Source organism: Streptomyces sp. NPDC025651 (assembly GCF_055558735.1).
On record NZ_JBVHLZ010000020.1, the window covers coordinates 69,013 to 92,721 of the forward strand.

General features: G+C 73.0%; 17 protein-coding genes. 4 read left to right on the forward strand and 13 right to left on the reverse strand.

What is annotated here, in order from left to right:
* Positions 1-5: 5 nt before the first annotated feature.
* A complete protein-coding gene (locus ACZ4D5_RS41215; protein ID WP_467777647.1) occupies positions 6-2,957 on the forward strand; it encodes a glycoside hydrolase domain-containing protein in 2,952 nt (983 codons plus the stop codon).
* A gap of 447 nt (positions 2,958-3,404) precedes the next feature.
* On the opposite strand, the gene ACZ4D5_RS41220 is transcribed toward ACZ4D5_RS41215, so the two are convergent.
* The gene (locus ACZ4D5_RS41220) at positions 3,405-4,688 is read right to left on the reverse strand and encodes a CapA family protein (protein WP_467777648.1); all 1,284 of its coding nucleotides are present in this window, start codon (positions 4,686-4,688) and stop codon (positions 3,405-3,407) included.
* A 291-nt stretch (positions 4,689-4,979) separates the two neighbouring features.
* Here ACZ4D5_RS41220 and ACZ4D5_RS41225 point away from each other — a divergent pair, with 291 nt between their 5' ends.
* Together ACZ4D5_RS41225 and ACZ4D5_RS41230 are read left to right on the forward strand one after the other, a co-directional pair.
* Complete coding sequence (locus ACZ4D5_RS41225) at positions 4,980-5,495, forward strand: hypothetical protein (protein WP_467777649.1); 516 nt, start codon at positions 4,980-4,982, stop codon at positions 5,493-5,495.
* Positions 5,496-5,614: 119 nt separating this feature from the next.
* Positions 5,615-6,244, forward strand: a complete 630-nt coding sequence (locus ACZ4D5_RS41230; RefSeq protein ID WP_467777650.1) for a zf-HC2 domain-containing protein — start codon at positions 5,615-5,617, stop codon at positions 6,242-6,244.
* A gap of 58 nt (positions 6,245-6,302) precedes the next feature.
* On the opposite strand, the gene ACZ4D5_RS41235 is transcribed toward ACZ4D5_RS41230, so the two are convergent.
* From ACZ4D5_RS41235 to ACZ4D5_RS41265, 7 genes are all read right to left on the reverse strand, one after another.
* Positions 6,303-7,163, reverse strand: a complete 861-nt coding sequence (locus ACZ4D5_RS41235; RefSeq protein WP_467777651.1) for an Fpg/Nei family DNA glycosylase — start codon at positions 7,161-7,163, stop codon at positions 6,303-6,305.
* Between the two features lie 9 nt (positions 7,164-7,172).
* Positions 7,173-9,272 carry a SpoIIE family protein phosphatase gene (locus tag ACZ4D5_RS41240; RefSeq protein ID WP_467777652.1) on the reverse strand — a complete coding sequence of 700 codons (2,100 nt, stop codon included), beginning with the start codon at positions 9,270-9,272 and terminating at the stop codon, positions 7,173-7,175.
* A 134-nt stretch (positions 9,273-9,406) separates the two neighbouring features.
* On the reverse strand, positions 9,407-10,354 hold the full coding sequence (locus tag ACZ4D5_RS41245) for a ParB/RepB/Spo0J family partition protein (protein ID WP_467777653.1): 948 nt from the start codon (positions 10,352-10,354) through the stop codon (positions 9,407-9,409).
* 613 nt (positions 10,355-10,967) lie between these two features.
* A complete protein-coding gene (locus ACZ4D5_RS41250; RefSeq protein WP_467777654.1) occupies positions 10,968-12,251 on the reverse strand; it encodes an ATP-binding protein in 1,284 nt (427 codons plus the stop codon).
* Positions 12,252-12,258: 7 nt separating this feature from the next.
* The gene (locus ACZ4D5_RS41255) at positions 12,259-12,912 is read right to left on the reverse strand and encodes a response regulator transcription factor (protein ID WP_467777655.1); all 654 of its coding nucleotides are present in this window, start codon (positions 12,910-12,912) and stop codon (positions 12,259-12,261) included.
* Between the two features lie 335 nt (positions 12,913-13,247).
* The gene (locus ACZ4D5_RS41260; RefSeq protein WP_467777656.1) at positions 13,248-16,274 is read right to left on the reverse strand and encodes an ATP-binding protein; all 3,027 of its coding nucleotides are present in this window, start codon (positions 16,272-16,274) and stop codon (positions 13,248-13,250) included.
* Between the two features lie 295 nt (positions 16,275-16,569).
* Positions 16,570-17,793 (reverse strand): DUF6777 domain-containing protein, encoded by a 1,224-nt coding sequence (locus ACZ4D5_RS41265; protein WP_467777657.1) that lies wholly within the window; start codon positions 17,791-17,793, stop codon positions 16,570-16,572.
* A gap of 120 nt (positions 17,794-17,913) precedes the next feature.
* On the opposite strand from ACZ4D5_RS41265, the gene ACZ4D5_RS41270 reads away from it, so the two are divergent.
* Positions 17,914-19,341, forward strand: coding sequence for a lipase maturation factor family protein (locus ACZ4D5_RS41270; protein WP_467777658.1), 1,428 nt, complete (start codon positions 17,914-17,916; stop codon positions 19,339-19,341).
* Positions 19,342-19,351: 10 nt separating this feature from the next.
* On the opposite strand, the gene ACZ4D5_RS41275 is transcribed toward ACZ4D5_RS41270, so the two are convergent.
* The 5 genes from ACZ4D5_RS41275 to ACZ4D5_RS41295 are packed head-to-tail and all read right to left on the reverse strand — an operon-like array spanning position 19,352 to position 23,691.
* On the reverse strand, positions 19,352-20,197 hold the full coding sequence (locus ACZ4D5_RS41275) for an amidohydrolase family protein (protein WP_467777717.1): 846 nt from the start codon (positions 20,195-20,197) through the stop codon (positions 19,352-19,354).
* A 56-nt stretch (positions 20,198-20,253) separates the two neighbouring features.
* The gene (locus ACZ4D5_RS41280; RefSeq protein ID WP_467777659.1) at positions 20,254-20,568 is read right to left on the reverse strand and encodes an L-rhamnose mutarotase; all 315 of its coding nucleotides are present in this window, start codon (positions 20,566-20,568) and stop codon (positions 20,254-20,256) included.
* Positions 20,565-21,578: an aldo/keto reductase gene (locus ACZ4D5_RS41285; RefSeq protein WP_467777660.1), complete on the reverse strand. Its 1,014-nt coding sequence runs from the start codon at positions 21,576-21,578 to the stop codon at positions 20,565-20,567. Before ACZ4D5_RS41285 ends, ACZ4D5_RS41280 begins: the two co-directional genes overlap by 4 nt.
* Positions 21,575-22,330 carry an SDR family NAD(P)-dependent oxidoreductase gene (locus tag ACZ4D5_RS41290; RefSeq protein WP_467777661.1) on the reverse strand — a complete coding sequence of 252 codons (756 nt, stop codon included), beginning with the start codon at positions 22,328-22,330 and terminating at the stop codon, positions 21,575-21,577. The genes ACZ4D5_RS41285 and ACZ4D5_RS41290 overlap by 4 nt, the downstream gene beginning before the upstream one ends.
* Positions 22,327-23,691 (reverse strand): L-fuconate dehydratase, encoded by a 1,365-nt coding sequence (locus ACZ4D5_RS41295; RefSeq protein ID WP_467777662.1) that lies wholly within the window; start codon positions 23,689-23,691, stop codon positions 22,327-22,329. The genes ACZ4D5_RS41290 and ACZ4D5_RS41295 overlap by 4 nt, the downstream gene beginning before the upstream one ends.
* Positions 23,692-23,709 lie beyond the last annotated feature (18 nt).

Genomic DNA, 23,709 nt, shown 5'->3' on the forward strand with positions numbered 1-23,709 from the left:
CACAGATGGGTGGGACAGAACCGCAGGCCGGCCATCCCGAGCTGGAGTGCGGCGTCGGCCTCTGGGACCAGGACGTCTACGGACATCATCGCCTGCTGGTGGACGTCACGGCCGCGGCCCCCGCCGTCGCCGCCGAACTGCCGTGGCGCCGCCAGGACTTGAGCGTACGCTCCGTGACGGGCGACGTGGACGTGATCGTCCTCGCCCCGTCCGGGCTGCGCGTGCACAACACGGTGGCCGTCGAGGTGGGAGACGAGCGCGGCCGCATCGCCTTCGAGCCGGCGGAGGGCCCGGGGGCGTACGCGGTGCACTACCTGCCGTACGCGCACACCGGAAAGCCGTACTACCCACAGGCCGCCTACCGCCCGCCGACCAGGACCGCGGACCCCGGCTGGATGCACCGCTGCGGTCTCGACCGGGGCGACGACGCCTGGTCCCGCCTCCCCCGCGCCGAGGCGTTCCGGTACGAGGCGGCGAGCGCGGTCGACTCGTTCGCGCCGATGGGCTTCGCGGCGACCGCCGAGGAGTGCGCCGCGCTCCAACAGGCCCACCGGGGCGAGGAGTTCCTGCTCTTCGGCGAGGACAGGGCGTACCCGCTGGGGCGGTACGGGAGGCTGCCCGCGCGCTGGGCCCACGCCACCCCCGGGGCGCCCTTCGCGGGGACGGCGGACCGCGGCGAGTTCTACGCGGTGCAGATCGGCGTGTACGCGCTGGCCGACCTCGCGGACGTGCGGGCCGAGGTGCGGGGGCTGCCGTTTCCCGTACGGTGCCTCAGCACCGGCGGGATCGACGCGCGCGGCCATGCCTTCGAGCGCCGCGTCGACGTCGCCGCGGGCGGGGTCACCGCCCTCTGGCTGGGCGTCGACGTCTCCGAGCGGGCCGGGACCGGGGTGTACGAGGGCGAGATCGCCGTCCGTGCCGAGGGCGTGCCCGAGCGGGTGCTTCCGCTGCGGCTCACGGTCGGCGAGGCCGCCGTCGCCGGGCACGGGGCGGGCGAACCGGCGCGGCTCGCGCGGCTCCGCTGGCTGGACTCGACGCTGGCGCAGGACGACGAGACGGTGCCGCCGTTCACTCCCGTGATGGTCGACGGGCATCGGCTCGCGATTCTCGGCCGCACCGTCGAGATCGGCGCCGACGGGCTCCCCCGCCGGATCGTCTCCGGCTTCACGCCGTCCGTGACACGCGCCGACGGCCCTGAGCGTGACGTCCTCGCCGCCCCCTGCGCGTTGGGCATCGGCAGACCCGTGGAGTACGAGCCGCTCGTCATCGACCAGCCCGGCCCCGCACGCGTGCGCTGGTCCACGCGGGCCGTCGGGCGGGACGTACTCCTGTCCACCCAGGGCGAGTTGGAGGCCGACGGGTTCCTCGTCGTGCGCGCCACCGTCGAGGCGACCGCCGACATCGAGCTCGATGTCACGCTCGACGTTCCGGTGCGCGAGGACGTCGCGCGGTACGCGATGGGGCTCGGGCTCACGGGGCGCGCGTGCCCGGCGACGTACGACTGGACGTGGGACACCTCCACCCTCAACCAGGACGCCTTCTGGCTCGGCGATCCCGCAGCGGGGCTCCAGCTCTCGCTGCGCGACGAGCACTACTCCCGGCCGCTCAACACCAACTACTACCGGGAGAAGCCGCTGGTCACGCCCCGCTCCTGGGCGGGCGACGGGGAGGGCGGCGTGCGACTGCGGACGGGCGGCGGGGTGCGTGCGCTCGTCGCGTACAGCGGGCCGCTGCGGCTGCGGGCGGGCGAGAGCCGGTGCTTCGAGTTCCGGCTGCTGCTCACGCCGTTCAAGCCGCTGGATCCGGCGCGCCAGCTCACCGAGCGGTACTTCCACGCGTACGCCTCGCCCGAGGAGGTCGCGGGGTACGGCGCGAACGTGGTGAACCTGCACCACGCGACGCCACCGAATCCGTACATCAACGATCCGCTGCTCGCCGCGGAGACGCTGCGGGCCTACACCCAGGAGGCGCATCGGCTCGGCGTCCGCGTGAAGGTGTACGACACGGTGCGCGAACTGACGCGCCACACACCGGAGTTGCCGGTGCTCGCCGCGCTCGGCGACGAGATCTTCGCGCCGGGGCCCGGAGGCGGGCACGCCTGGCTCCAGGAGCACATGGGTGCCAGCTACGTCCCGGGGTGGGTGGCGCCGGACGTCGGTGACGTCGCGGTCGTCACGTCCGGCGACTCGCGCTGGCACAACTCCTACGTGTGCGGCATCGAGCGGCTGCGGCGGGTCGTGGGCGTGGACGGGCTCTACCTGGACGACGTGGCGTACGACAGGGCCACGATGAAGCGGGTCCGCAAGGCGCTGGCCCGCTCCGGGCCGTCGGCGCCCCTGGTCGACCTTCACTCGTGCAACCAGTTCCGCGCACCCGACGGCTTCGCGTCCAGCGCGAATCTGTACGCGGAGCTCCTGCCGTACGTCGATCGCCTCTGGCTGGGCGAACTCTTCGACTACGACGGGGAAGACGGCGGGGAGGGCCGCGGGTCCGGGGCCGATCCGGCGTACTGGCTCGTGGAGATCTCCGGCATCCCCTTCGGCCTGATGGGCGAGATGCTGGAGGGCGGCGGCAACCCGTGGCGCGGCCTGGTGTTCGGCATGACGGCACGGGCCCCGATGACGGACGTACGGCCGCTGTGGCGGGCCTTCGACCAACTGGGCCTGCCGGAGGCGGAGATGACGGGCTGGTGGACACAGGACCCACCGGTGCGGACGGGCCATGCCGACGTCCTCGCGACGACGTGGCAGGGCCCTTCCGGCACGGCGACGGCCCTGGCGTCCTGGGCGCCCGCCCCGGTGGACGTCACCCTGACGGCGAACGGCACCCCCGTGGCGGCCTACGCACCCCCGATCCCCGGCTTCCAGCCCGAGCGAACCTTCGCACCGGCCGAGCCGGTCCCCGTGGCCCCGGGGCGGGGCTGGCTGCTGCGGATCGTGGACGCGGACGGGGCCTGAGGTTCCGGACCGGGGCCGACCGCTCGGCAGCCGACATACGCGAGCGGCCCGAACGGCGCGCGAGCACGGCCCGCCACCGGCACAGCTCCCGGGCCAGGGGCCCGCACCGAAGCCAAGCAGGCGGCACCGCCCGGCCGACGCCGGGCGAGCCGTCCGACCCGCACTCAGGTGCGGGCCATACGCCGACAGGCGCCCACGACCGCCCTCCGGCGCAGGCCCGCGCCGGGGCCGGGCCGGTGCGTCGCACGGCCGGTGCCAGCCCGAGCCGCACTCCGGTGCGGACGCCCCATGAAGGCAAGCACGGCCCACACCCGGGGCCACAGGCCCGCGCCGGAGCCGGGGCGGCGCATGACCCGCCCTCCGGCGCGGCCCCGGGCCGCAGGCCCGTGCCGGAGCCCAGGCGGTGTCGAGTCGGTGTGCGGTCCCGGAAGTGGGGCGGGCCCGTGGCTACTTGGCCATCTTCAGGCCGCTTGTCGCCGCTCCCCTGCTCAGCACCACCCTGCGGATGCGGTCGCGGATGTCAGCGACGTCCGCGCCGTGGTCCAGGGCCCTGTTGAGGTTGACCACGCGGCCCGTGGCCGTGTTGAACCACATCGGGATGAACTCCGCCTTCGTCACCTCCCAGCGGGCGCCGGGGCGGGTGGGCGGGGCGAAGGTGAAGCGGCCGATGGTGCCCTGGTTGCCGCGCGGGTCGTGGACGCCCGCGTGGTTGATCATGTCACCGGCGATCTGGTCGCCCATGCCGTAGACGACCCACGTACCGGAGCGGCCGCCCACCTTCTCGTAGGCCTGCGGGACGTGGGCGTGGGTGCCGAGGATCAGGTCGATGTCCGGGTGGTTGTTCGTGCGCGACGAGGTCAGCTGCTTGCCCAGTCCCAGCTGCCGGCGGTCCGGGGTGTCCTGCCACTCCGTGCCCCAGTGCAGGCTCACCACCACCACGTCCGCGCCCGCCCTCCGCGCCGCGCGGGCGTCCGCGATGATCTTGCCGCGGTCGATCAGGTCGACCGACCACGGCTTGCCCTTCGGCAGCGGATAGCCGTTCGTGCCGTAGGTGTACGCCAGCTGCGCCACCTTCGCGCCGCCCGCCCGCAGCCACGCCGGGCTCTTGTCCTCCTTGGCCGAACGCGCCGATCCCGCGTGCTTGACACCCGCCTTGTCCAGCGCGTCCAGGGTCCGGCGCACGCCCGCCGCGCCGGCGTCCAGGGTGTGGTTGGAGGCGGTGGAGCACGAGTCGTACCCCGTGACCCTGAGGGCGCGGGCCACCTGGGGCGGGGACTTGAAACTGGGGTACCCGGTGTAGTCGCCGTCCGCGCCGTACACCGTCTCCATGTGACAGATCGCCAGATCCGCCTGGGAGATCACCGGCTTCGCGCCCGCGAGCATCGGCGCGAAGTCGTACCCGTCGCCGCCCGCGTCGGCGTTGGCTCTGCGGATGATCGAGGAGTGCGGCAGGACGTCACCGGACGCGGCGAGCGTGAAGCCCCGCTTCTCGGCGGCGCCACCCCCCGCCGGGGAGTGGGCGGGGGCGGGGTGGCGCGGGGCGGGCTCGCCCCCGGGCCCCTTCTGCTGCCGCGGCGGCGCCGCCTCCGGAGCGGCCGTGCAGGCGCTCGTCGCCGCGAGGCCGACGAGCAGGAGGGCCGCCGCCGCGCCCGCCGTACGTGCCGTCCGACCTGGGCTTCCTGGGGTGGATGTGGTCCGTGTGTGCCGTGAGATCCGTGCGCGCTGCGTCATCGATCGGGCTCCATGGATGGGGCGATATTCGGCCAGACGAATCCACATGCGGATCTAACGGCAAATCAAGGACCAATGCCGCCGCAGTCCCTGAAACGGAGTCAAACGGAGTGCCCCTGTGACGCGAACAACACGCCCCCGCCGACCTGCGGTGAAACCGTGGGCCGGGTCAAGGCTCCGTAAAGCGCCTTGCTCAGCACCCCCGTTGGGTAATCGGCTGTCCTCATCCGTGTGCCGGAGTGGGGGGCCAGAGGCCGGCGACGCGCACGGACCTGAGGAAGGCGGAACGGGATGCGGCACGAGAGCAGAGGAAACACGAACGGCCCCCAGGGCGGCGAACTGACCGTACCGATGGCGTGGTTGTACGCCGAGTACATCGCGGACGAGTTGCTGCGCACCGGCGACCTGATGCCGCCGACGTCCTTCGAGTACCGCGCGGGGCGCGACGCCCTCGCCCTGACGATCTTCCTCTCGGACAGCAGGGGCGAGCTGTCCGGAATCCGCGTGATCTCCCAGCTGGACACCTGGAGGTCGCTCACGGCCCACGACCAGGCATGGCAGGACTGGATCCGCGAGCGGATGGAGCTGCTCATGGAGGACGCCGTCGCCTCCGGCGCCCCCTCGCCCGACCTGGAGCTCGCCGACATCGCCTGGCGCTGGCTGGAGGAGACCGAGCTGCTCGCTCCCGACCTGGACGCCGTGCCCGGCGGCGGCCCCGTGCCCGGCGAGGAGGACGGTCCGAAGGTGTGGACGCCGGCGTGGCGGCTCGGCCTGCCGCTCGGGCATCTGGCGATCCATCTGTTCTGACCGCCGCTCCGTCCCGCTGTCGTGACCGGCCGTTCCGATCGACGCCGCGGCACCTTGAGCGATTCGGCCGTCCGCTCCGTACCGGTGGGCAAGCGACACCCTCACCGACAAGGAACGCCATGAGGTCCCAGGAGCGGCACCGCGACGCAGGCGCCTACGCGCTCGGCGTCCTCGACAGCGCGGACGCGTTCCGGTTCGAGGACCACCTCACGGGATGCCCCGCCTGCCTGCTCGCCCTCGACGAACTGGAAGCGACGGCACGGCAGTTGACGCGGTACGGGCGCGTGTCTTTGGCCGCCGCGCCCGGCCCTGCCCTCCTGGACCGCCTGCTGCGGGAGGCCCGGCGGCGGTGCGGGGCGCGGCGCAGGCGATGGCTGCGCGCGGTCGCCGCGGCTGTCGCGCTGGCCGTCGGGGCGCCCGCCGTGTCGGTCGTGACGGCACGGGATCCCGCGCCGGTGCGGATCAGCGCGCGGGACGCGCGCAGCGGGGCGTTCGCCGCGCTGACCGCCCGCGACCGCGCCTGGGGAACGGAGATCGGCCTGACGGTGCGGGACCCGGCCGCCCAGGGGCGGGTCTGCGAGCTGGTCGCCGTCGGCACCGACGGGTCCGAGCGGACCGTCACGACGTGGCGGGCCCCGCCGCGGACCGTGGAGACCCACGGCGTCGCGGCGCTGCGCCCGGCGGCGACCGACCGCTACGAGGTGCGGACGGCCGACGGGGAGCGACTGCTCACACTGCCGCGCCCGTAGACCGTCCGCCGCTCCGCATACCGCCACGCCGCCATGACGTGCACCGCTCCGACCGCGCCTACTTCAGCAGCCGCGACATCCTGCGGTCGGCGAGCGGCTTCCCGCCCGTCTGGCACGTCGGGCAGTACTGGAGCGAGGAGTCGGCGAAGGACACCTCCCTGATCGTGTCGCCGCACACCGGGCACGGCTCACCGGTGCGGCCGTGCACGCGCAGGCCGCTCTTCTTCTCCGCCTTGAGACGGCCCGCCGCGACACCGCGCGAGCGCTCCACCGCCTCGTTCAACGTAGCCAGCAGCGCCACATGCAGCCCATGGACTTCCTCCTTCGTGAGACTCGACGTGAGCCGGAACGGGGACATGCGGGCCACGTGCAGGATCTCGTCGCTGTACGCGTTCCCGATGCCCGCGATCAGGCTCTGGTCGCGCAACGCCCCCTTGATCTGGCGCCGTTCGCCCGCAAGCAGCTCCGCGAGGCGCGCCTCGTCGAAGCCGGGCGCCAGCGGATCGGGGCCGAGGCGGGCGATGCCCCCGATCTCCTGCGGGCTCTCGGTGACGTACACGGCGAGGCGCTTCTGCGTGCCCGCCTCGGTGAGGTCGAAGCCCTCCCCCGTCTCCAGGGCGACGCGCAGCGCGAGCGGGCCCCTGCCGAGCCGTGGGGCGCCGTCCGGGAGCCGGTCCTTCCACTGCAGCCAGCCCGCCCGGGCGAGGTGGGTGACCAGGTGGAGCCCGTCGGCGTCGACGTCCAGGAACTTGCCGTGCCGCGCCACGGCCGTGACGGTGCGGCCCTCCAGGGCGCCGAGCGGAGGATCGTACGTCTTCAGGACGCTCACCGCGGCGGGCAGCACCCGCACGATCTCGTGGCCGACCAGACGCTCCGTCAGGAAGTCCTTCAGCGCCTCGACCTCGGGCAGTTCCGGCATCGTCCTCCCTCAGCCCCGCGCGTTCCTCGCGGGTACGACGAACTCGCACCACACGCACTTGCCGCTGCCCCGCGCGTCCACGCCCCAGACGTCGGCGAGCCGGTCCACCAGGAGCAGTCCGCGCCCCGACACGCCGGACTCGCCCGCGTCCCTGCGGCGGGGCAGCGCGCTGGAGGAGTCCTCGACGTCCACGCGCAGCCGCCGGTCGACGCCGCTCAGGACCCGCAGGGTCACGATCGCGGAGCCGTCGGTGTGCATCAGGGCGTTGGTGATCATCTCGTCGGCGACCAGCTCGATCTCGTCGGCCCGTTCGCCCGCGCCCCAGGCGCGCACCGCGGCCCTGATCATGTGCCGGGCCTCGGCGAGCGCCTCCGGGTCGCTCGGCGCGACGTGCTGCTGGAGGCGGCCGCCGGACTGGGGCGCGTCGATCAGGCGGCGGCGCATCAGGAGCAGCGCGGCGTCGTCGTCCCCGCCCCGGTCGTCGACGGCGCCGCAGAGCCGGTCGGCGAGCCGCTGCAGGTCGCGCGGCCCGGTGGCGGCGAGTTCGGCGAGGGCCCGCATGCCGTCGTCGAGGTCGGTGCCCGGCTCCTCGACGAGGCCGTCGGTGCAGAGCAACAGGGTCTGCCCCGGGTCGAGTTCGAGGGTGGTGACGGGGTAGTCCAGCCGGCCGAACTCGGCGGAGAGGCCGAGCGGCAGGCCGCCGTCGACGGGCACCCTGCGGCAGGAGCCGTCGGTCAGCTGGAGGAGCGGGTCGATGTGCCCGGCCCTGACGAACTGCACGACGCCGGTCGACAGGTCGGTCTCCGCGTACAGGCAGGTCGCGAAGCGCTCGGTGTCCAGTTCGTGCAGGAAGCCGGAGGCGCGGGCCATCACGGTGGCGGGCGTGTGCCCCTCGGCGGCGTAGGCGCGCAGCACGATGCGGAGCTGGCCCATGACGGCGGCCGCGTGCGTGTCGTGGCCCTGGACGTCGCCGATGACCGCGCCGACCCGGCCGCCGGGCAGCGGGATCACGTCGTACCAGTCGCCGCCGATGTCCCTGCCGAGCGCCGCGGAGCGGTACCGCACGGCGATCTCCGCGCCGGGCACGCCGGGGATGGTGCGCGGCAGCATGGCCTGCTGGAGCCCTTGGGCGAGGTCCTTCTCCTGCTCGTAGAACATGGCGCGCTGCAGGCTCTGCGCGATGCTGCTGCTGAGGGCGACCAGGACGTTGCGCTCCTCGGTGGTGAAGCCGGTCTTGTGCTGGTAGAGCAGGCCGAGGACGCCGATGACGCGGCCCTGCGCGATCAGCGGCAGATAGGCGGCCGCGGTGATGCCCAGCTCGTCGATGTGCGGCCACAGGAGCGGGTAGGACTCCGCGAAGTCGTCGGCCGTCTCGATGTAGCGCGGCCCGAGGGTGCGGACGACCTCACTCATCGGGTACGCCTCGTCGATCCGGGTGAAGCGGGTGCCCGGCACGAAGCTGCCCGTCGGCCCCTCGGCGACGAGCCTGATCCGCCCGGCCTCGACCAGGCCCATGACCAGGTTCGCCGCCCCCAGGTGCGCGAGTCCGTGGGTGTCCTTGAGTACGTCGATGACGTCCCGCACCGTGCGGGCGTGCGCGAGGGCCGCCGTGACGCCCTGGACGATGCTGGTCGTGCGGCGCCGCTCGGCCTCCTCCTCGGCCCGTACACGCGGCGCCGTCGGGCTGTCGCCGAGCTCGCGGGTGGCGTCCCTGACGATGCCCAGGATGCGGTGCGGGCGGCCGTCGGCGTCCCGCCGGATGACGGCCTGGGTGTGCGTCCAGCGCAGCGTGCCGCTGCGGCAGCGGACCCGGAAGTACGCGCCGTACGCCTCGCTGCCGTCCTTCAGGGCGTGCGAGACGATCTGGTCGAGGCGGTGGCCCTCCACGGTCGGGACGCGCATCGCGAGGGTCTCGGGCCTGTTGTCGTACTCGTCGGGGCGTACGTCGAAGACCTCGTGGGCGGTGGCGTCCATGTGCATGAGGCCCGTGTCGAGGTCCCAGTCGAAGCAGCCCATGCGCAGCGCGGCCCCGTACAGCTCCAGGAAACAGCCGGTCGGCTCACCGGCCTGCTGTCCGTGGCGGCAGTGCCCCGGAGGGTCGTGCTCCATGGGCCCACGCTAGGCGGATGCCCCTGAGCGCGCACGTGGGGGCCGCCCGGCGGGGCTCCGCCGTCCAACCGTGCGGGTGCGCACTTGGACGGCCGGGTGCCGGGGCCGTGCGGCCCCGGGACCCGGCCCGAGCACTATGCCGACTCGGCGACCTTGCTCTGCACGCGCACGGCCACCTCCGTCCACATCTCGGCGCTCTCGTTGGCCAGGTAGGCCACGATGCCCCGGCAGTGCGGCGGCACCTTGTCGATGATCTGGTCCCACTCCTCCATGCTGATCGTGTGGATGTTGAGCAGCCGCAGCAGTGTGCGGCCGATCTCGCTGAAGCGCAGCGCGGGGTCGGCCTTGAGGCGCTGCACGGCGGCGGCCCTGTCCTGGGCCGCGTCCCGGTCGGGCACGGCCGCCGGGCGGCCCACGCGCGGGACGGGGGCACGGTGGTCGTCGCGGTTCCCCTGCCTACCGCGCCGTGGCACCGGGTCCTCGCCCCGCATCATGCGGTTGCGCACGTCCCGCACCGTCTCCGGCGAGATGGACGCGACACGGGCGACCTGCCGCAGCGACAGGCCGGGGTTCTGTGCGATCAGCTCGCTCGCGAGCCTGCGCCCTTCGGCGCCGTTGATCGGCCGGACCCGCCCGTCGTGGCCGATCCGGCTCGCCGTGCCGTTCCCGGAGCCCGGTGCGCGTCTGCGGATGTCCGCGACGGTGCCCGGAGCGATGCCGCTGACCGAGGCGATCATCCGGTCCGACCACTGCGGGTGCGAGGCCACGATCCGCGCGGCCGCGCGCTTGCGGTCCGCCGCGGTCAACGGCAGGCCGTGCGTGACGTTCGACTCGACGGCGAGCACGAAGGCGTCGTCCTCGGGTCCGTCGAAGTACTTCACCGCGATCTTCGTCTGCCCGCGCAGTTCGGCGGCGCGCAGGCGGTGCAGACCGTCGATGACGCGCATCGTCGGCCGGTGCACGGTGATGGGCGGCAGCGGCGTCTGCACGACCGCGAGCGCCTCCACGTGTTCCGGATCGACTCCGGCGGTTCTCGGTGAGTCGGTCGTCGACAGCGAGCCGATCTCGACCTCGACGACCATAAGTTGATCGATCCGTGCGTGCCCAGGTGTTGCCAACTCAACTCCCCCTCAAGCTCTGTCGTCCCCCGTGCGTGTGCGTCCCGGCGCACCGAACGGCTCACGCCACACCGCCGCGCCCCTGCCGCGGCCAACGGGCGGCTCCGCCCCGGCGGCGACTCCCTGAGGAGTACGTCGATGAAGTGCGCCACGTACGCGTTCGCCCTTGGTCGAGGGCCCCTGAAGTGAATGCGTTGCGCGCTGCGCGGGCGTGTTCTCCCGGAACGGCGAAGGGTGCAGCGCGCGGATGTGCACCTTCGCCGTCTTCAACCACCGCTATGAATCCCGGCCGAGTATCTCGCCGGATCACAGAAATCAACTCGCAGCAAACCGAACACGTTCACCCTAACAACGCGCTTTCCGCGCTGGTACCCCTCACTAATAGCGCGCCCTGGCTTCCGCCACCCCTAGCCACCCCTACTGGCCTGCTCCACCGGGCCGTTCACGGTGGTCATCGGGTGTGGATCAGCTACCGCGCCCACACCGGTCGAGGGAATTCTCCGAGCGGCCGCAAGCGGTTCATCGACGATTTGACCGCACCATCAGGCGACCACCGTAGAAGTGTCCTGAATTTTCCTCAACGGAGTCCGGCCGCCTTGTCCAACTGCCCAATGTCAATTCCGTGTCCACCGGGAAGTCCGGTGTGCGAAGGAAAGACGACTTCCACCGCGAGTCCACCGCCGGGGCGGGCCCTTGCGCCGATCGCGGCGCCGTGGGCGGCCGCGATGGCCTGGACGATGGAGAGCCCGAGGCCGTGGTGGCCCTCGGCCGCCGTGCGACCGAGCCGCTGGAAGGGTTCGAAGAGCCGCTCCACGTGCTCCGGGGGCACCGGGGGCCCGGTGTTGGCCACGGCCAGGACGGCGCGTCCGTCCTTGGTGCCGGTGCCGATCTCCACCAGGCCGCCTGGGACGTTGTGTCCCACGGCGTTGTCGACGAGATGGGACACCAGGCGCTGGGCGAGGCCCAGGTCGCCGACCACCGCCGCCGGGCCGATCCCGGTCTCGGTCCGCAGGCCCCGCCGGGCGATCTCCGGGCGCGCGGCGTCCAGGACCTGTTCGACGACGAGCGCGAGGTCGAGGGGTTCCCTGTGGTCCAGGCCCCGTTGGCTGCTGGAGAGCGTGAGCAGCGACTCCAGGAGGCGGGCCTGCTGCTCGCTGATCTCCAGGAGCCGCTCGAAGTTCGCGCGGAACGACTCCGTGGTGGCGTCGCGGTCGATCAACGACTCCTCCAGGAGCGCGTGTTCCAGGGTCAGCGGGGTGCGCAGCTCGTGCGCGGCGTTGGCGACGAAGCGCCGGTGGGAGTCGAGTGCGCCCTCCAGCCGGCCGAGGAGTCCGTCGACGGTGTCGGCGAGGTCCTTCAGCTCGTCGGCGGGCCCCTGGACGGCGAGCCGCTCGTGGATGTTGTGCGCCGAGATGCGCTGGATGGTGCCGGTCATCGTGCGCAGCGGCCGCAGCACCCGCCGTGCGGTCAGCCAGCCGAGCGCCACCGAGAGCACCACCATGACGGCCAGCGCGATCCCGGACTGGACCAGGAGCTCCCGCAGGTTGGCCTCGTCCTGGAGGGCCGCCTGCTCGGCGAGCTGCCGGCTGGTCTCGCCGGGCCGGGTGGTGGTGCCGATGCCCGGCAGTTCCGGGTCGGGCAGCATGCCGCCGCCCGGCAGGGGGATCGCGCCGCCGCCGTCCTCGACGAGCACGCGGCCCCCCTGGCCCCCGGCGACCAGCAGATAGGTGATCCCGAGCAGGACCGCGCCCGAGACGGCGAACAGCACTCCGTACAGCAGCGTGAGGCGTACGCCCACCCGTCGGGGCACCAGGCGGCGCGTCAGCGCCGGGGCCGCGGTGGCGAGCGAGGGCAGGCGCATGGGTCCCTCAAATCCGGTAGCCGCCCCGAGGGATGGTCTCGATGACGGGCGGGTTGCCGAGCTTGGGCCGCAGGCGGTTGATGGTCGCCTTGACGGTGGTGGTGAACGGGTCCGTCGCCTCGTCCCACACGCGCTCCAGGAGCTCCTCGGCCGACACGACCCGGCCCTGGGCCGCGAGCAGGTACTCCAGGACCGCGAACTCCTTGGGGGTGAGCGGCAGCCGCTCCCCGGCGCGTGAGGCGATCCGCTGTGCCGGGTCCAGTCTCAGGTCGCCGCGGACGAGCACGGGCGGCAGCGCGGGCTGCGAACGCCGGGCCAGCGCCCGGATGCGGGCGACCAGTTCGGCGTACGCGAACGGCTTGGGCAGGTAGTCGTCCGCGCCCAGGCTGAAGCCCTCCACGCGGTGGGCGATCGTGCCGGACGCGGTGAGCATCAACACCCGTGCGTGCATGGGCTGTTCGGCCAGCTTGCTGCAGACCTCGTCGCCGTGCACGCCGGGCAGGTCGCGGTCGAGCACGACCACGTCGTAGTCGACGACGGAGGTGCGCTCCAGGGCGTCCGAGCCGTCGTAGACGACGTCGACCGCCATGCCCTCACGGCGGAGCACCCGCGCCACCGACTCCGCGAGTTCGGTGTGGTCCTCGACCACCAGGACCCTCATCGCCCACCCCTCCCCTGACGTGTCACGGGCCGAGGGATCGGGCCGCTCGTACTGATCATGGACAATCACGTTGCCCGATCCCCTGTCACATACCGGTCACAGTCTCCCCGGGTCCGTGGCGTGTGACCCCGCGCTCATGGACATTCCTGTGCATCGGTCACAGATCTTCGGACCGTGGTGTGACCGTCCCCGGCGTAGAAACGGAATCGTCACCGCACCTACCGCACAGGGCCTCGCGACAAGGAGATGCCGGCCGTGGTCACCAACGGGGAGACGGGCACATGACTGATGTCCTCCTGATCCTCGGTCTCGCCGGGGCGGTGCTCCTCCATCGCCTAGCCCACGTGCATCCGGTCGCAGGCGTCGTGCGTCGCGGGCCCGTCGCGACCTCCGGGGCCCGCGAGCGGACTCAGCTTGGCCGCGAGGTCCGCGCGCCGCTGGACGGCGAGCTTGCGGTAGGCGCGGGTCAGATGCTGTTCGACGGTGCTGATGGTGATGCAGAGCTTGTCGGCGATCTGACGGTTGGTGTGGCCACGGACGGCGAGCGTGGCCACACGCAGTTCGGCGTTGCTGAGTTCGTCGGGATGTCGGCGGTTGCCGGACGACCACGGCTGTTCCGCCGGGTGCGGGCTGCCGGCCTCCGCGGCGGGCGGCACCCGGGGCACGGGCACCCCGCACTCCCCCGCCAGCTGTTGTGCCTTGCGGGCCAGGGCCCGCGCCTGACCGACCTTCCCGAGCTCGCGCTGGGCACGGGCCGACTCGTCGGTGGCGCGGACCAGTTCGAGCCGATGACCGCGGTCCCGCAGGATCTCGACGGCCTCGCCGAGCAGGGGGAGGCGGTGCGCCGCCCCCAGCGCGCCGGCCAGGACCCGCAGCGAGACGGCGCGCACCCAGCCCTTGTATCCGCCGATCAGGGCGAGTTGCTCCTCGGCAAGGGCGCGGGCGCGGTCGTCGTCGCCCAGCGACAGATGGGCCTCGGCGGCGTCGGTGCGCCAGGGCACGAGCGCGGGCAGGTCGAACTCCCAGCGCGTCATGAGGTCCCCGCAGGTGAGGAAGTCGTCCAGCGCCGCGTACGGGCGTCCGGCCGCGAGGTAGTAGTGGCCGCGGGCCCGCAGGTAGAGCAGCCCGTCGGGGGTCTGGAACGCCGCGTCGGGGACGGGGACGCTGAGGTGGGCGGCCGCCTCGTCGAGCCGGCCCATGGCGGTCTTGGTGAACACGGCGGTGGCGACCGGAGAGGCGACGGCCACGCCCCAGCCGTCGACGGGGACCAGGGCGAGCGCCGAGCGCGCCGACTCCTGGGCCGCGACGAGGGCGCCGGCCCTGAGCTCGACGCGGGCCTTGGCAGAGGCGAGCAGCGCCTGCCACATGGGGGCGCGCCGCTCGGCGGCCTCCTCGATCAGGGTCTCGCACCAGAACGCCGCCGTCTCCAACCGGTCGGCGAGGACGAGGGAGTTGAGCGCGACGAGGAGCGCCGTCAGGGTGCCGTCGTCCAGGCGGCTGCTCTGCAGGATCTGCTCGGCCCTGACCACGACGTCGTCTTCGGCGCCGTCGAGGAGAGCCCGCATCAGGCTCGCGGCCCGCTGGTGGGGGCTGCGCGCGAAGGACTCCGCGTGCTGGGGTGTCGCGTGTTCGGGGGTCGTGTGCTCCGGGGTCGTGCCGAGGCAGGTGCGGGCCGAGGCGGGCAGGCCCGGATAGGCGTACGCCATCCAGCGGCGCGGGCAGTCGTGCCGGGCCGGGGTGCCGGGTCCGGGCTGCGCCCATGGCTCGGAGCCGTGCCGCTCGGAGGCGCAGAGCACGTCGAGTGCCCGGTCCACCTGGCCGAACCAGAGGAGGTGTCCGACCAGTTCGTCGGCGTCCCGGGAGCCGAGCCTGCCGTCGAGCGCGGCGGCCGTGAGCTCGGGCAGGTGCTGGGCGACGCTGGACGGGTTGACACGCCAGCCCGCCCGGGTCAGCGCGGCCCTGATCTCCAGGGCCTGGCGCGCGTCCGTGCCGGTGTCGCGGGCGACTCGCAGGCAGGTCAGGGCGAGCTCGACCTCGTCGTCGGCCAGGGCGCGTTCGGCCGCGTCGATCAGGGTGCGCAGCGCCCAGGGCGCGTCGACCGTGCCCGCGGCGATCAGGTGCTGCACGACGACGGTCGCTGCCGCGCCGTGTTCGTGCAGGACCTGGGCGCAGCGGGCCTCGACGCGGGCACGGTCCGCGGGCTCCAGGCTCCTGAGCACCGCGGTGCGCCCGGCCGCGTGGCGGAACCAGCCGCCGTCGAGCAGCCCCGCCTCGTTGAGGGCACGCAGGCTGCGGTGGAGCGACTCCCTGCTGCTGCCGAGGATCTCCATCAGTTCGGCGAGGGAGATGTCCGGGCCCGCCACCGCGAGGGCCCAGGCGCTGCGCCGGGTGGCGAGGTCGCTGCGGTAGAGGCAGGTGGCGACGGCCTGCACGAAGGCCTCGCCCGGCACGAGGCCGACGGACGGGTCGGCCGCGGCGCCGAAGGCGCGGTGGTCGTCGCTGGCGTCGGCGACGCGGTGGTCCTCGCGGGCGCGCAAGGACCGGTGGTGGTCGTCGATCAGTGCCCGGGTCAGGAGGGGGCTGCCGCCGCCCATCTCGTGGAGCTCCGAGACGAACTTGCGCGTCCGCCACCCCGGCTCGCCGAATACGGAGATCATCTCTGCGACTCCGTGCCGCTGCAGCGGACCGAGCCTGATATTTCGGCACCCCGGCAGTCGCAGCAAATCAACGCGCAATCGCGTATTACCGGCCAGGAAGCCGCTGTTCTCGCCGAGGACGACCAGAATGCGACTCACGTCGAGCCGGCGCGCCAGGTAGAGGAGGCATTCCAGGGAGTGCCCGTCGGCGTGGTGCACATCGTCGATGGTGAGCACCACGGGCCTTTCCCTGGACGTTTCGATGAGAATCCCGCAGAGCTCGGGAATCTCGTCCATCGCGACGGCGGGAAGTTCCCCGGCCGCCCTGCGCGACTGCGCCGAGCCCGCGATCAGATCCACGAGCCGCGCCGCGCGCCGTGCGTCCGCGCCGGGCAGGTCGGCGCCGAGCAACAGCTGCCCCATGACGCCAAGAGGCAGATCGCTCTCCGCGTCCGACGCCGTGGCCTGCAGATACAGCGCGCCCGCGGCGGTCGCGCGGGCGCCGAAGGCCCGGAGCAGCGCGGTCTTGCCGCTGGCCACGGGACCGCTTACCAGAACGACTCCGCCATGCCCGTCCGCACACGCGTCGAGCATGCTTTCCATGATCGAGAATTCTTCACCACGTTCCACCAAGTTCATGAGCCGACTTCTCCCCCGCGCCTGACGGCTGATCCTTGAGCGACCCGAAAGACCGGCTGGATCAATTCCTTCGGCTTGACCGGCCATCCGTGCGTCGACTCTGCCATATATGAAAATCAACTACCAGCGGTATTTGACTCAATGCCGTCTTATTACCGTCGCGAACGCGCCACGCGACGTGGAATCGGACGACCCCGCTCCATATCGTTCGTAAACTCTTGCGCATTTGCCTGATGAGTGAACTCAACGGAATTTCGGAACGCGGTTACCAGCTGCGGGAAAACACAGCAGAGGCGAATGGGACGACAGCGACACGAGGGGCGGGGAATGATTGGCCCGTTCCGCATGGCCACTTCGCCCGCCGTCTGACTGGTTCGGCCCGTCAGCTGTCGAAGGTGCCGGGATCGCCGTCGGTGAGCGGGTTCTCGGACAGGTAGGGGTCGTCGGGCACGAGGCTGTCCGGCTCCTGCTCCTCGGTGGGCGCCTCGGTGAGGCCCTCCGGGATCGACGGGGAGTCCGGGGGCGTGGGCGGCGAAGGGCAGTCGGGCGGCAGCGGGGACGCCGGGTCCGTCGGCGCGACGGTGGGGCAGTCGGTCGTGGAGTCACCGGGGTCCTGGGTCGGGTCCTCGTCCGGGTCCCTGGTGGGGTCGTCCTGGGTGGGGTCCTCGTCCGGATCCTTGGTGGGGCCGTCCTGGGTGGGGTCCTCGTCCGGATCCTTGGTCGGGTCCTTGGTCGGGTCCTTGGTCGGGTCCTCGTCACCGCCCGTGGACGACCGGCTCGGCGTCGGAGTGGTGGGGGTCGGCGTGGGGGTCGGGGGTGTCACCGGCGGCTTGGTCGCGCGGTCCTGGTCGGCGTCCTCGTCGCCGATCTTCCGCTCGATCCAGGTGTTGTCCACGATGTTCACGATGGTGATGCTGGTGATCGGCTGCGGAGCCGGGGTCACCACGACGACCCGCGTCGGCTGATAGCCGCTCCACGGCTGTCCGTTGTGCCGGGGCGTCCCCTGGAAGGCGACCGGCGGCTTCAGCGGATTCCCGCACGCGCAGCGCACCCGGGGCAGGCCCCGCTCGTCGACCAGGACGGCCGTGCCCGCCTGCAGGACCGACTGGAAGCTCGTCGCGGAGCCGCCCCGGAAGCCGTGGTTCGTGACGCGCGTGTCCGCCCGCAGCACGACCGGCGTCAGCCCCCGCAGGAAGCTCGGCACGGCCGCCCGGTCGATGCCGGAGACCTGCGCGAAGGCACGGGCCTTGGCCTGGTCCGCGGTGAGGAAGCGCACCTGCTGGTCGACGTCGCAGCTCCCGATGGAGTGCGTGCCGCCGTAGAGACCGGGGGTCCCGCCCGAGAGGGAGCGGGTGCCCTGCGGCGTCGCGGACCCGGTGGGCGAGGGCTGCGGCGAACGGGTGACGGGCGGCGGGCTCGCGGACGTCTTCGCGGTGGAGTCGGTGAACGGATCCGGGCCCTGCGCGGCGACGGGCTGCATGAACAGTTCGCGGCCGCCGTCGGCCGCGTTCTTGTCGCCGTCGCCGGAACAGCCCGCTGCCGCGAGGGCCGCACAGACCGCGAAGGTCGCGAAGGCCGCCGCGTGGTTCCTGGTGGATGCGCGCACCGGTTCTCCCGCCGTTGCCGTGCCGTTCGCCCCCTGTGCCGGGAGCCGTCCCGCCATTGTCTGCGGGGGCTCCGACGGGCCCGCAAGCCGAAGGGGCTCACCCAGCGTCACAATGGAGGCGTGCAGTGGTTCACGGCGGACGCGTACTGGCTGAGCCGGCTGATCTTCCAGCGGGCCCTTGCCGCCGTCTACGTCGTGGCGTTCGCGGGGGCCGCCCTGCAGTTCCGGGCGCTCATCGGGGAGCGCGGCATGCTGCCCGTGCCGCGGTACGTCGCGCGGGTGCCGTTCAAGCAAGCGCCCAGCCTCTTCCAACTCCACTACTCGGACCGGTTCTTCGCGCTCTGCGCCTGGGCGGGCTGCGCGGTCGGCGTCGCGCTGCTCCTCGGCGTGGACGGCCTTGTGCCGCTGTGGGCCGCGATGGCGCTGTGGCTGGTGCCCTGGGCCCTCTACCTCTCCGTCGTGAACGTGGGACAGACCTGGTACGGCTTCGGCTGGGAGTCGCTGCTCCTCGAAGCGGGCTTCCTCGCGGTCTTCCTCGGCAACGACCGGGTCGCGCCGCCCGTCCTCGTGCTCTTCCTGCTGCGGTGGGTGCTCTTCCGCGTGGAGTTCGGCGCCGGGCTGATCAAGATGCGCGGGGACGCCTGCTGGCGCAAGCTCACCTGCCTGTACTTCCACCACGAGACGCAGCCGATGCCCGGGCCGCTGAGCTGGTTCTTCCACCACCTGCCCAAGCCCGTGCACCGGATCGAGGCAGCGGCCAACCACGTCACCCAACTCGCCGTGCCCTTCCTCCTGTTCACCCCGCAGCCGATCGCGACGGGCGCGGCCGCCCTGATGATCGCGACCCAGCTGTGGCTGGTCCTGTCCGGCAACTTCTCCTGGCTGAACTGGCTGACCATCGTGCTCGCGGCAGCCGCCCTCGACCTCTCCGCCTGGCACACACCACCCGACGTCGCGGGCGCTCCCCTCTGGTACGAGGTGGTGGTCATCGCCGTCACCGCGCTGCTCCTGGCGTTGAGCCACCGCCCGGTGCGCAATCTGCTCTCCCGGCGGCAGGTCATGAACTGCTCGTTCGACCCGCTCCACCTCGTCAACGCGTACGGCGCGTTCGGCAGCGTCAGCCGCGTCCGCCAGGAGGTCGTCATCGAGGGGACGGCCGATCCGGCGCCGCGGGAGGAATCCGACTGGCGCGCTTACGAGTTCAGGGGCAAGCCCGGTGACGTACGGCGGTGGCCGCGCCAGTTCGCACCCCACCATCTGCGGCTCGACTGGATGATGTGGTTCGCCGCGCTCTCGCCCGCGTACGCGCGGTCGTGGTTCGGGCCGCTGGTGGAGCGGCTGCTCGACGGCGACCGCGACACACTGCGCCTGCTGCGGTCCTCGCCGTTCCCTCCCGAGGCCCCGCCGGCGTACATCCGCGCCCGGCTCTACCGCTACCGGTACACGACCTGGCGCGAGCTGCGCGCGACGGGGGCCTGCTGGGAGCGCACCTACGTCCGTGAGTTCCTCGCGCCGACGCGGATCGCCCCGCCGGCCGCGAGGAAGTGAGCCCGGCGGATCAGAAGCCGTAGACGCGGCGGGCCGTGCCGCCGAAGACCTCGGCCCGCTCCGCGGCACCCAGCCCGCTCGTCAACAGCCGCGCCGCGTCCAGAACTTCGACGTACGACGCCGCGAGGGTGCTGACCGGCCAGTCGGAGCCGAACATGACCCGCTCGGGCCCGAAGGCCGCCAGGACGGTGTCCGCGTAGGGCCGCAGGTCGTCCACCGTCCAGGTGCGGTGGTCGGCCTCGGTCACCATGCCGGACAGCTTGCACACGGTGTTGGGGCGGGTGGCGAGCGCGCGGACCGCCGACGCCCAGGGTTCGAGCGCACCCGTCGCGATCGGCGGCTTGCCCAAGTGGTCCAGCACGAAGGTGAGTCGGGGAAGGTCCGCGGCCGCCCTGGCACAGGCGGGGAGCTGGTGGGGCAGGACGACGAGGTCGTAGGCGAGGCCCGCGTCGGCGACGGCGGCAAGGCCTCTGCGGACGTCCGGGCGCAGCAGCCACTGCGGGTCCGGCTCGCCCTGGACCTGGTGGCGGATGCCCACCAGGTGCCGCCCGCCCGGCAGTTCACGCAGCGCCGCCAGGGTGTCGGCGACGTCCGGCCGTGTGAGGTCGAGCCAGCCGACGACACCGGCGACGAGGTCGCTGTCCGCCGCGAGGGCGAGGAACTCGGGGGTCTCCTCGGGGACGGTGACCGTCTGGACCAGGACCGTGGCGGTGACGCCCGCCGCGCGGGCCTCGGGTGCGAGGTCGGTCAGCGAGAAGTCCCTGCGGATCGGCGCGAGGGCGTCGCCGGTGATCCACTCCTGGTCCCGCACGGAGAGGTCCCACACGTGGTGGTGGGCGTCCACCAAGCCGTCCACCGAGCCGTTCGCCGGACCGTCCGCGGGGCCGTCCGCACGGCCGTCCGCGGGGCCTGTCACGGCAGCTCCCAGACGACGGGGAGCCCGGCCTTCGCGCCCTCGGCGGAGTAGTCGTGGACGACGTCGAGGAGCTCGGCCATGCGGGCCTGCCAGGCGATGTTGACCGGCAGTTTCTCCAGCTCGGCGAGCATGCGGCCGTAGTCCTCGCACTCCAGGACGTGGAAGAGATCGGGTCCACTGCGCCAGATCGTCCAGGACGAAGCACCCGCGGCCCGGATCGCCGCGGTCAGCTCGGCCGGGACCTCGCGGTGCGCGGCGTCGTACTCCTCGGTCCGATCGGCGCGGACCTTGGTGTGCAGGGCGATCCTCACGGGCGCTCCTCTCCGGTGAGGGGGACGGGAACCTCCGCGGGCAGCATCCCCTCCGCGCGCGCCTCCCGCCAGAAGTCGTCCGGCACCCGGGACGCGAACTGGGCCGCGGCGTCGGTGACCTGCTCCGGCGCGCGGACGCCGACCAGCACGCTGGCGACGGCCGGGTGCCCGAAGGGGAACGCCAGCGCGGCGGCCCGCAGCGTGGTGCCGTGCCGCTCGGCCAGGGCGGCCAGGGCGCGGGCGCGCGCGAGGAGTTCGGGCGGCGCCGCCACGTAGTCGAAGCGTGCCCCCGGCCTGGGGTCGGCGAGCAGCCCGGAGTTGTAGACGCCGCCGATGACGATCGAGACGCCCCGCTCGCTCGCGGCCGGCAGGAGTCCGGCGAGCGCCCGGTGGTCGAGGAGGGTGTAGCGGCCCGCGCAGAGCACGGCGTCGACGTCCGTGTCACGGACGAAGCGGGTGAGCATCTCCGCCTGGTTCATGCCCGCGCCGATCGCGCCGACGACGCCTTCGGAGCGAAGCTTCTCCAGGGCCGGATAGCCCTCGCGGAAGGCTTCCTCGGCGTGGTGGTCGGGGTCGTGCAGGAAGACGACGTCGACGCGGTCGGTGCCGAGGCGGGCGAGGCTGGACTCGATCGAGCGGCGTACGCCGTCCGCGCTGAAGTCCCAGATCCTGCGGTGCGTGCGCGGCACCGCGAAGCCGCCGTCGGCGAGGTCGTCGCCGCTCACCTCGTCGGCGGGCTCCAGGATTCGTCCCACCTTCGTCGAGATGACGTACGAGGAGCGGTCCCTGCCGCGCAGGGCCTCGCCCAAGCGGCGCTCGGACAGGCCGAGGCCGTAGTGCGGGGCGGTGTCGTAGTAGCGGATGCCCGCGTTCCAGGCGTGGTCGAGGGCGGCGGCCGCGGCTTCGTCGGTGATCGGCGCGTACAGGTTGCCGATGCCGGCGGCGCCGAAGGACAGCTCGGTCACCTCGATGCCGCCGGGTCCGAGAGGGCGCCGCGCCAGGGCGTTCACCGGCCCGCCGGCCGCAGCCGCAGGCCCTGCATGCCGCCGTCGACGGCGAGCGCGGTGCCGGTGGTGGCGCCGGACAGGGGACTTGCCAAGTAGGCGATGGCGCCCGCGACTTCGTCCGCGGTGACCAGGCGTCCGGTGGGCTGGCGGGCCTGCAGCGCGGCCCGTTCGGCGGCCGGGTCGGGCGCGGCGTCCAGGAGGCGGCCCACCCACGGGGTGTCGACGGTGCCGGGGTTCACACAGTTGACGCGTATCCCTTCGCGTACGTGGTCGGCGGCCATCGCGAGGGTGAGGGAGAGCACCGCCCCCTTCGACGCCGAGTACAGGGCGCGCTGCGGCAGGCCCGCGGTCGCGGCTATGGAGCAGGTGTTGACGACCGCCGCCCGCGACGAGGCCCGCAGGTGGGGCAGGGCGGCGCGGGTGGTGCGCACGACACCGAGGACGTTGACGTCGAGGACCGCGTGCCACTGGGCGTCGTCGTTGTCCTCGACGGTGCCCTGCGCGCCGATGCCCGCGTTGTTGACCAGGACGTCCAGGCCGCCGAGGTCGGCCGCGGCCGACGCGACCGCCGCCCGTACCGACGCGTCGTCACCGACGTCGGCGGCGTAGGCCCGCAGGGGCTTGTCCACACCGCTCGGGTCGAGGTCGAGGACGGCCACCTCGGCGCCGCGCGCGGCGAGGAGCTCCGCGGTGGCCCGGCCGATGCCGGAGGCCCCGCCGGTGACCAGGGCCCTGAGCCCCTGAAAGTCGGTCATGCGGCTGCTCCCTTGTTCCGTGCGAGACCCGGTGCGGGGTCCCGAGCGAGGTCGGCGGCCCAGAACGTGCCGCCCGGATAGGTGAATTCGGCGACGGACTCCGCCCGCATCGTCGCCGAGAAGCCCGGCGCGGTCGGGGCCGTGTAGTGGCCCGCGCGCAGCACGACCGGGTCGACGAAGTGTTCGTGGAGATGGTCGACGTACTCGATGACGCGGTCCTCGGTGGTGCCCGCGAGCGCCACGTAGTCGAACATCGACAGGTGCTGGACCAGCTCGCACAGGCCGACGCCGCCCGCGTGCGGGCAGACGGGCACGCCGAACCTGGCGGCGAGCAGCAGGATCGCGAGGTTCTCGTTGACGCCGCCGACGCGGGCCGCGTCGAGCTGGAGGACGTCGATGGCGCCCGCCTGCAGGAGCTGCTTGAAGACGATGCGGTTCTGCACGTGCTCGCCGGTGGCGACCTTGACCGGGGCGACGGCCTCGCGGATCGCGGCGTGCCCGAGGATGTCGTCGGGGCTGGTCGGCTCCTCGACCCAGTAGGGGTCGAACTCGGCGAGCGCGCGCGTCCAGCGGACCGCCTCGTCGACGTTCCAGCGCTGGTTGGCGTCGATCGCCATGCGGATGTCCGGGCCGATCGCCTCGCGGGCGGTGCGGCAGCGCCGGACGTCGTCGGCGAGGTCCGCGCCGACCTTCAGCTTGATCTGGGTGAAGCCGTCGGCGACGGCCTGCCGGGCGAGGCGGGTGAGCTTCTCGTCGCTGTAGCCGAGCCAGCCGGGCGAGGTGGTGTAGCCGGGGAAGCCCCGCTCCCGCAGGGCGCTCTCGCGCTCGGCGGCGCCCTCGCGCCCGGCCCGCAGCAGGACGAGCGCGTCCTCGGGGGTGAGGGCGTCGGCGATGTAGCGGAAGTCGACCTGGGAGACGAGCCATTCGGGCGTGCCGTCGGCGAGGAGCTGCCACAGGGGCTTGTGCGCGCGCTTGGCGGCGAGGTCCCAGACGGCGTTGACGACCGCGCCGATCGCCATGTGCATCACGCCCTTCTCGGGGCCGAGCCAGCGCAGCTGGCTGTCGCCGATCAGGTCGCGGTTGACGGTGCCCGGGTCGGCGCACAGCTCGTCCACGGGGCGCCCGACGACGTGGTGACGCAGCGACTGGATCGCGGCGACCTGGACGTCGTTGCCGCGCCCGATGGTGAAGGTGAAGCCGTGCCCCTCCAGGCCGTCGCCCGCGTCGGTGCGCAGCACCACGTAGGCGGCGGAGTAGTCGGGATCCGGGTTCATCGCGTCGGAGCCGTCCCGTTCCCGGGAGGTCGGAAACCGTATGTCGAAGGTGTCGACCGCGGTGATGCGGGCGGGAGTCGGGGACACAGGAGGCCTTTCCGGAAG

Coding starts and splice junctions, on each gene's coding strand:
- ACZ4D5_RS41215 (WP_467777647.1), top strand. CDS start 6: ATGGGTGGGACAGAACCGCAGGCCGGCCATCCCGAGCTGGAGTGCGGC.
- ACZ4D5_RS41225 (WP_467777649.1), top strand. CDS start 4,980: ATGCGGCACGAGAGCAGAGGAAACACGAACGGCCCCCAGGGCGGCGAA.
- ACZ4D5_RS41255 (WP_467777655.1), bottom strand. CDS start 12,912: ATGAGGGTCCTGGTGGTCGAGGACCACACCGAACTCGCGGAGTCGGTG.
- ACZ4D5_RS41220 (WP_467777648.1), bottom strand. CDS start 4,688: ATGACGCAGCGCGCACGGATCTCACGGCACACACGGACCACATCCACC.
- ACZ4D5_RS41240 (WP_467777652.1), bottom strand. CDS start 9,272: ATGGAGCACGACCCTCCGGGGCACTGCCGCCACGGACAGCAGGCCGGT.
- ACZ4D5_RS41245 (WP_467777653.1), bottom strand. CDS start 10,354: ATGGTCGTCGAGGTCGAGATCGGCTCGCTGTCGACGACCGACTCACCG.
- ACZ4D5_RS41290 (WP_467777661.1), bottom strand. CDS start 22,330: ATGACCGACTTTCAGGGGCTCAGGGCCCTGGTCACCGGCGGGGCCTCC.
- ACZ4D5_RS41230 (WP_467777650.1), top strand. CDS start 5,615: ATGAGGTCCCAGGAGCGGCACCGCGACGCAGGCGCCTACGCGCTCGGC.
- ACZ4D5_RS41260 (WP_467777656.1), bottom strand. CDS start 16,274: ATGGCCGGTCAAGCCGAAGGAATTGATCCAGCCGGTCTTTCGGGTCGC.
- ACZ4D5_RS41250 (WP_467777654.1), bottom strand. CDS start 12,251: ATGCGCCTGCCCTCGCTCGCCACCGCGGCCCCGGCGCTGACGCGCCGC.
- ACZ4D5_RS41235 (WP_467777651.1), bottom strand. CDS start 7,163: ATGCCGGAACTGCCCGAGGTCGAGGCGCTGAAGGACTTCCTGACGGAG.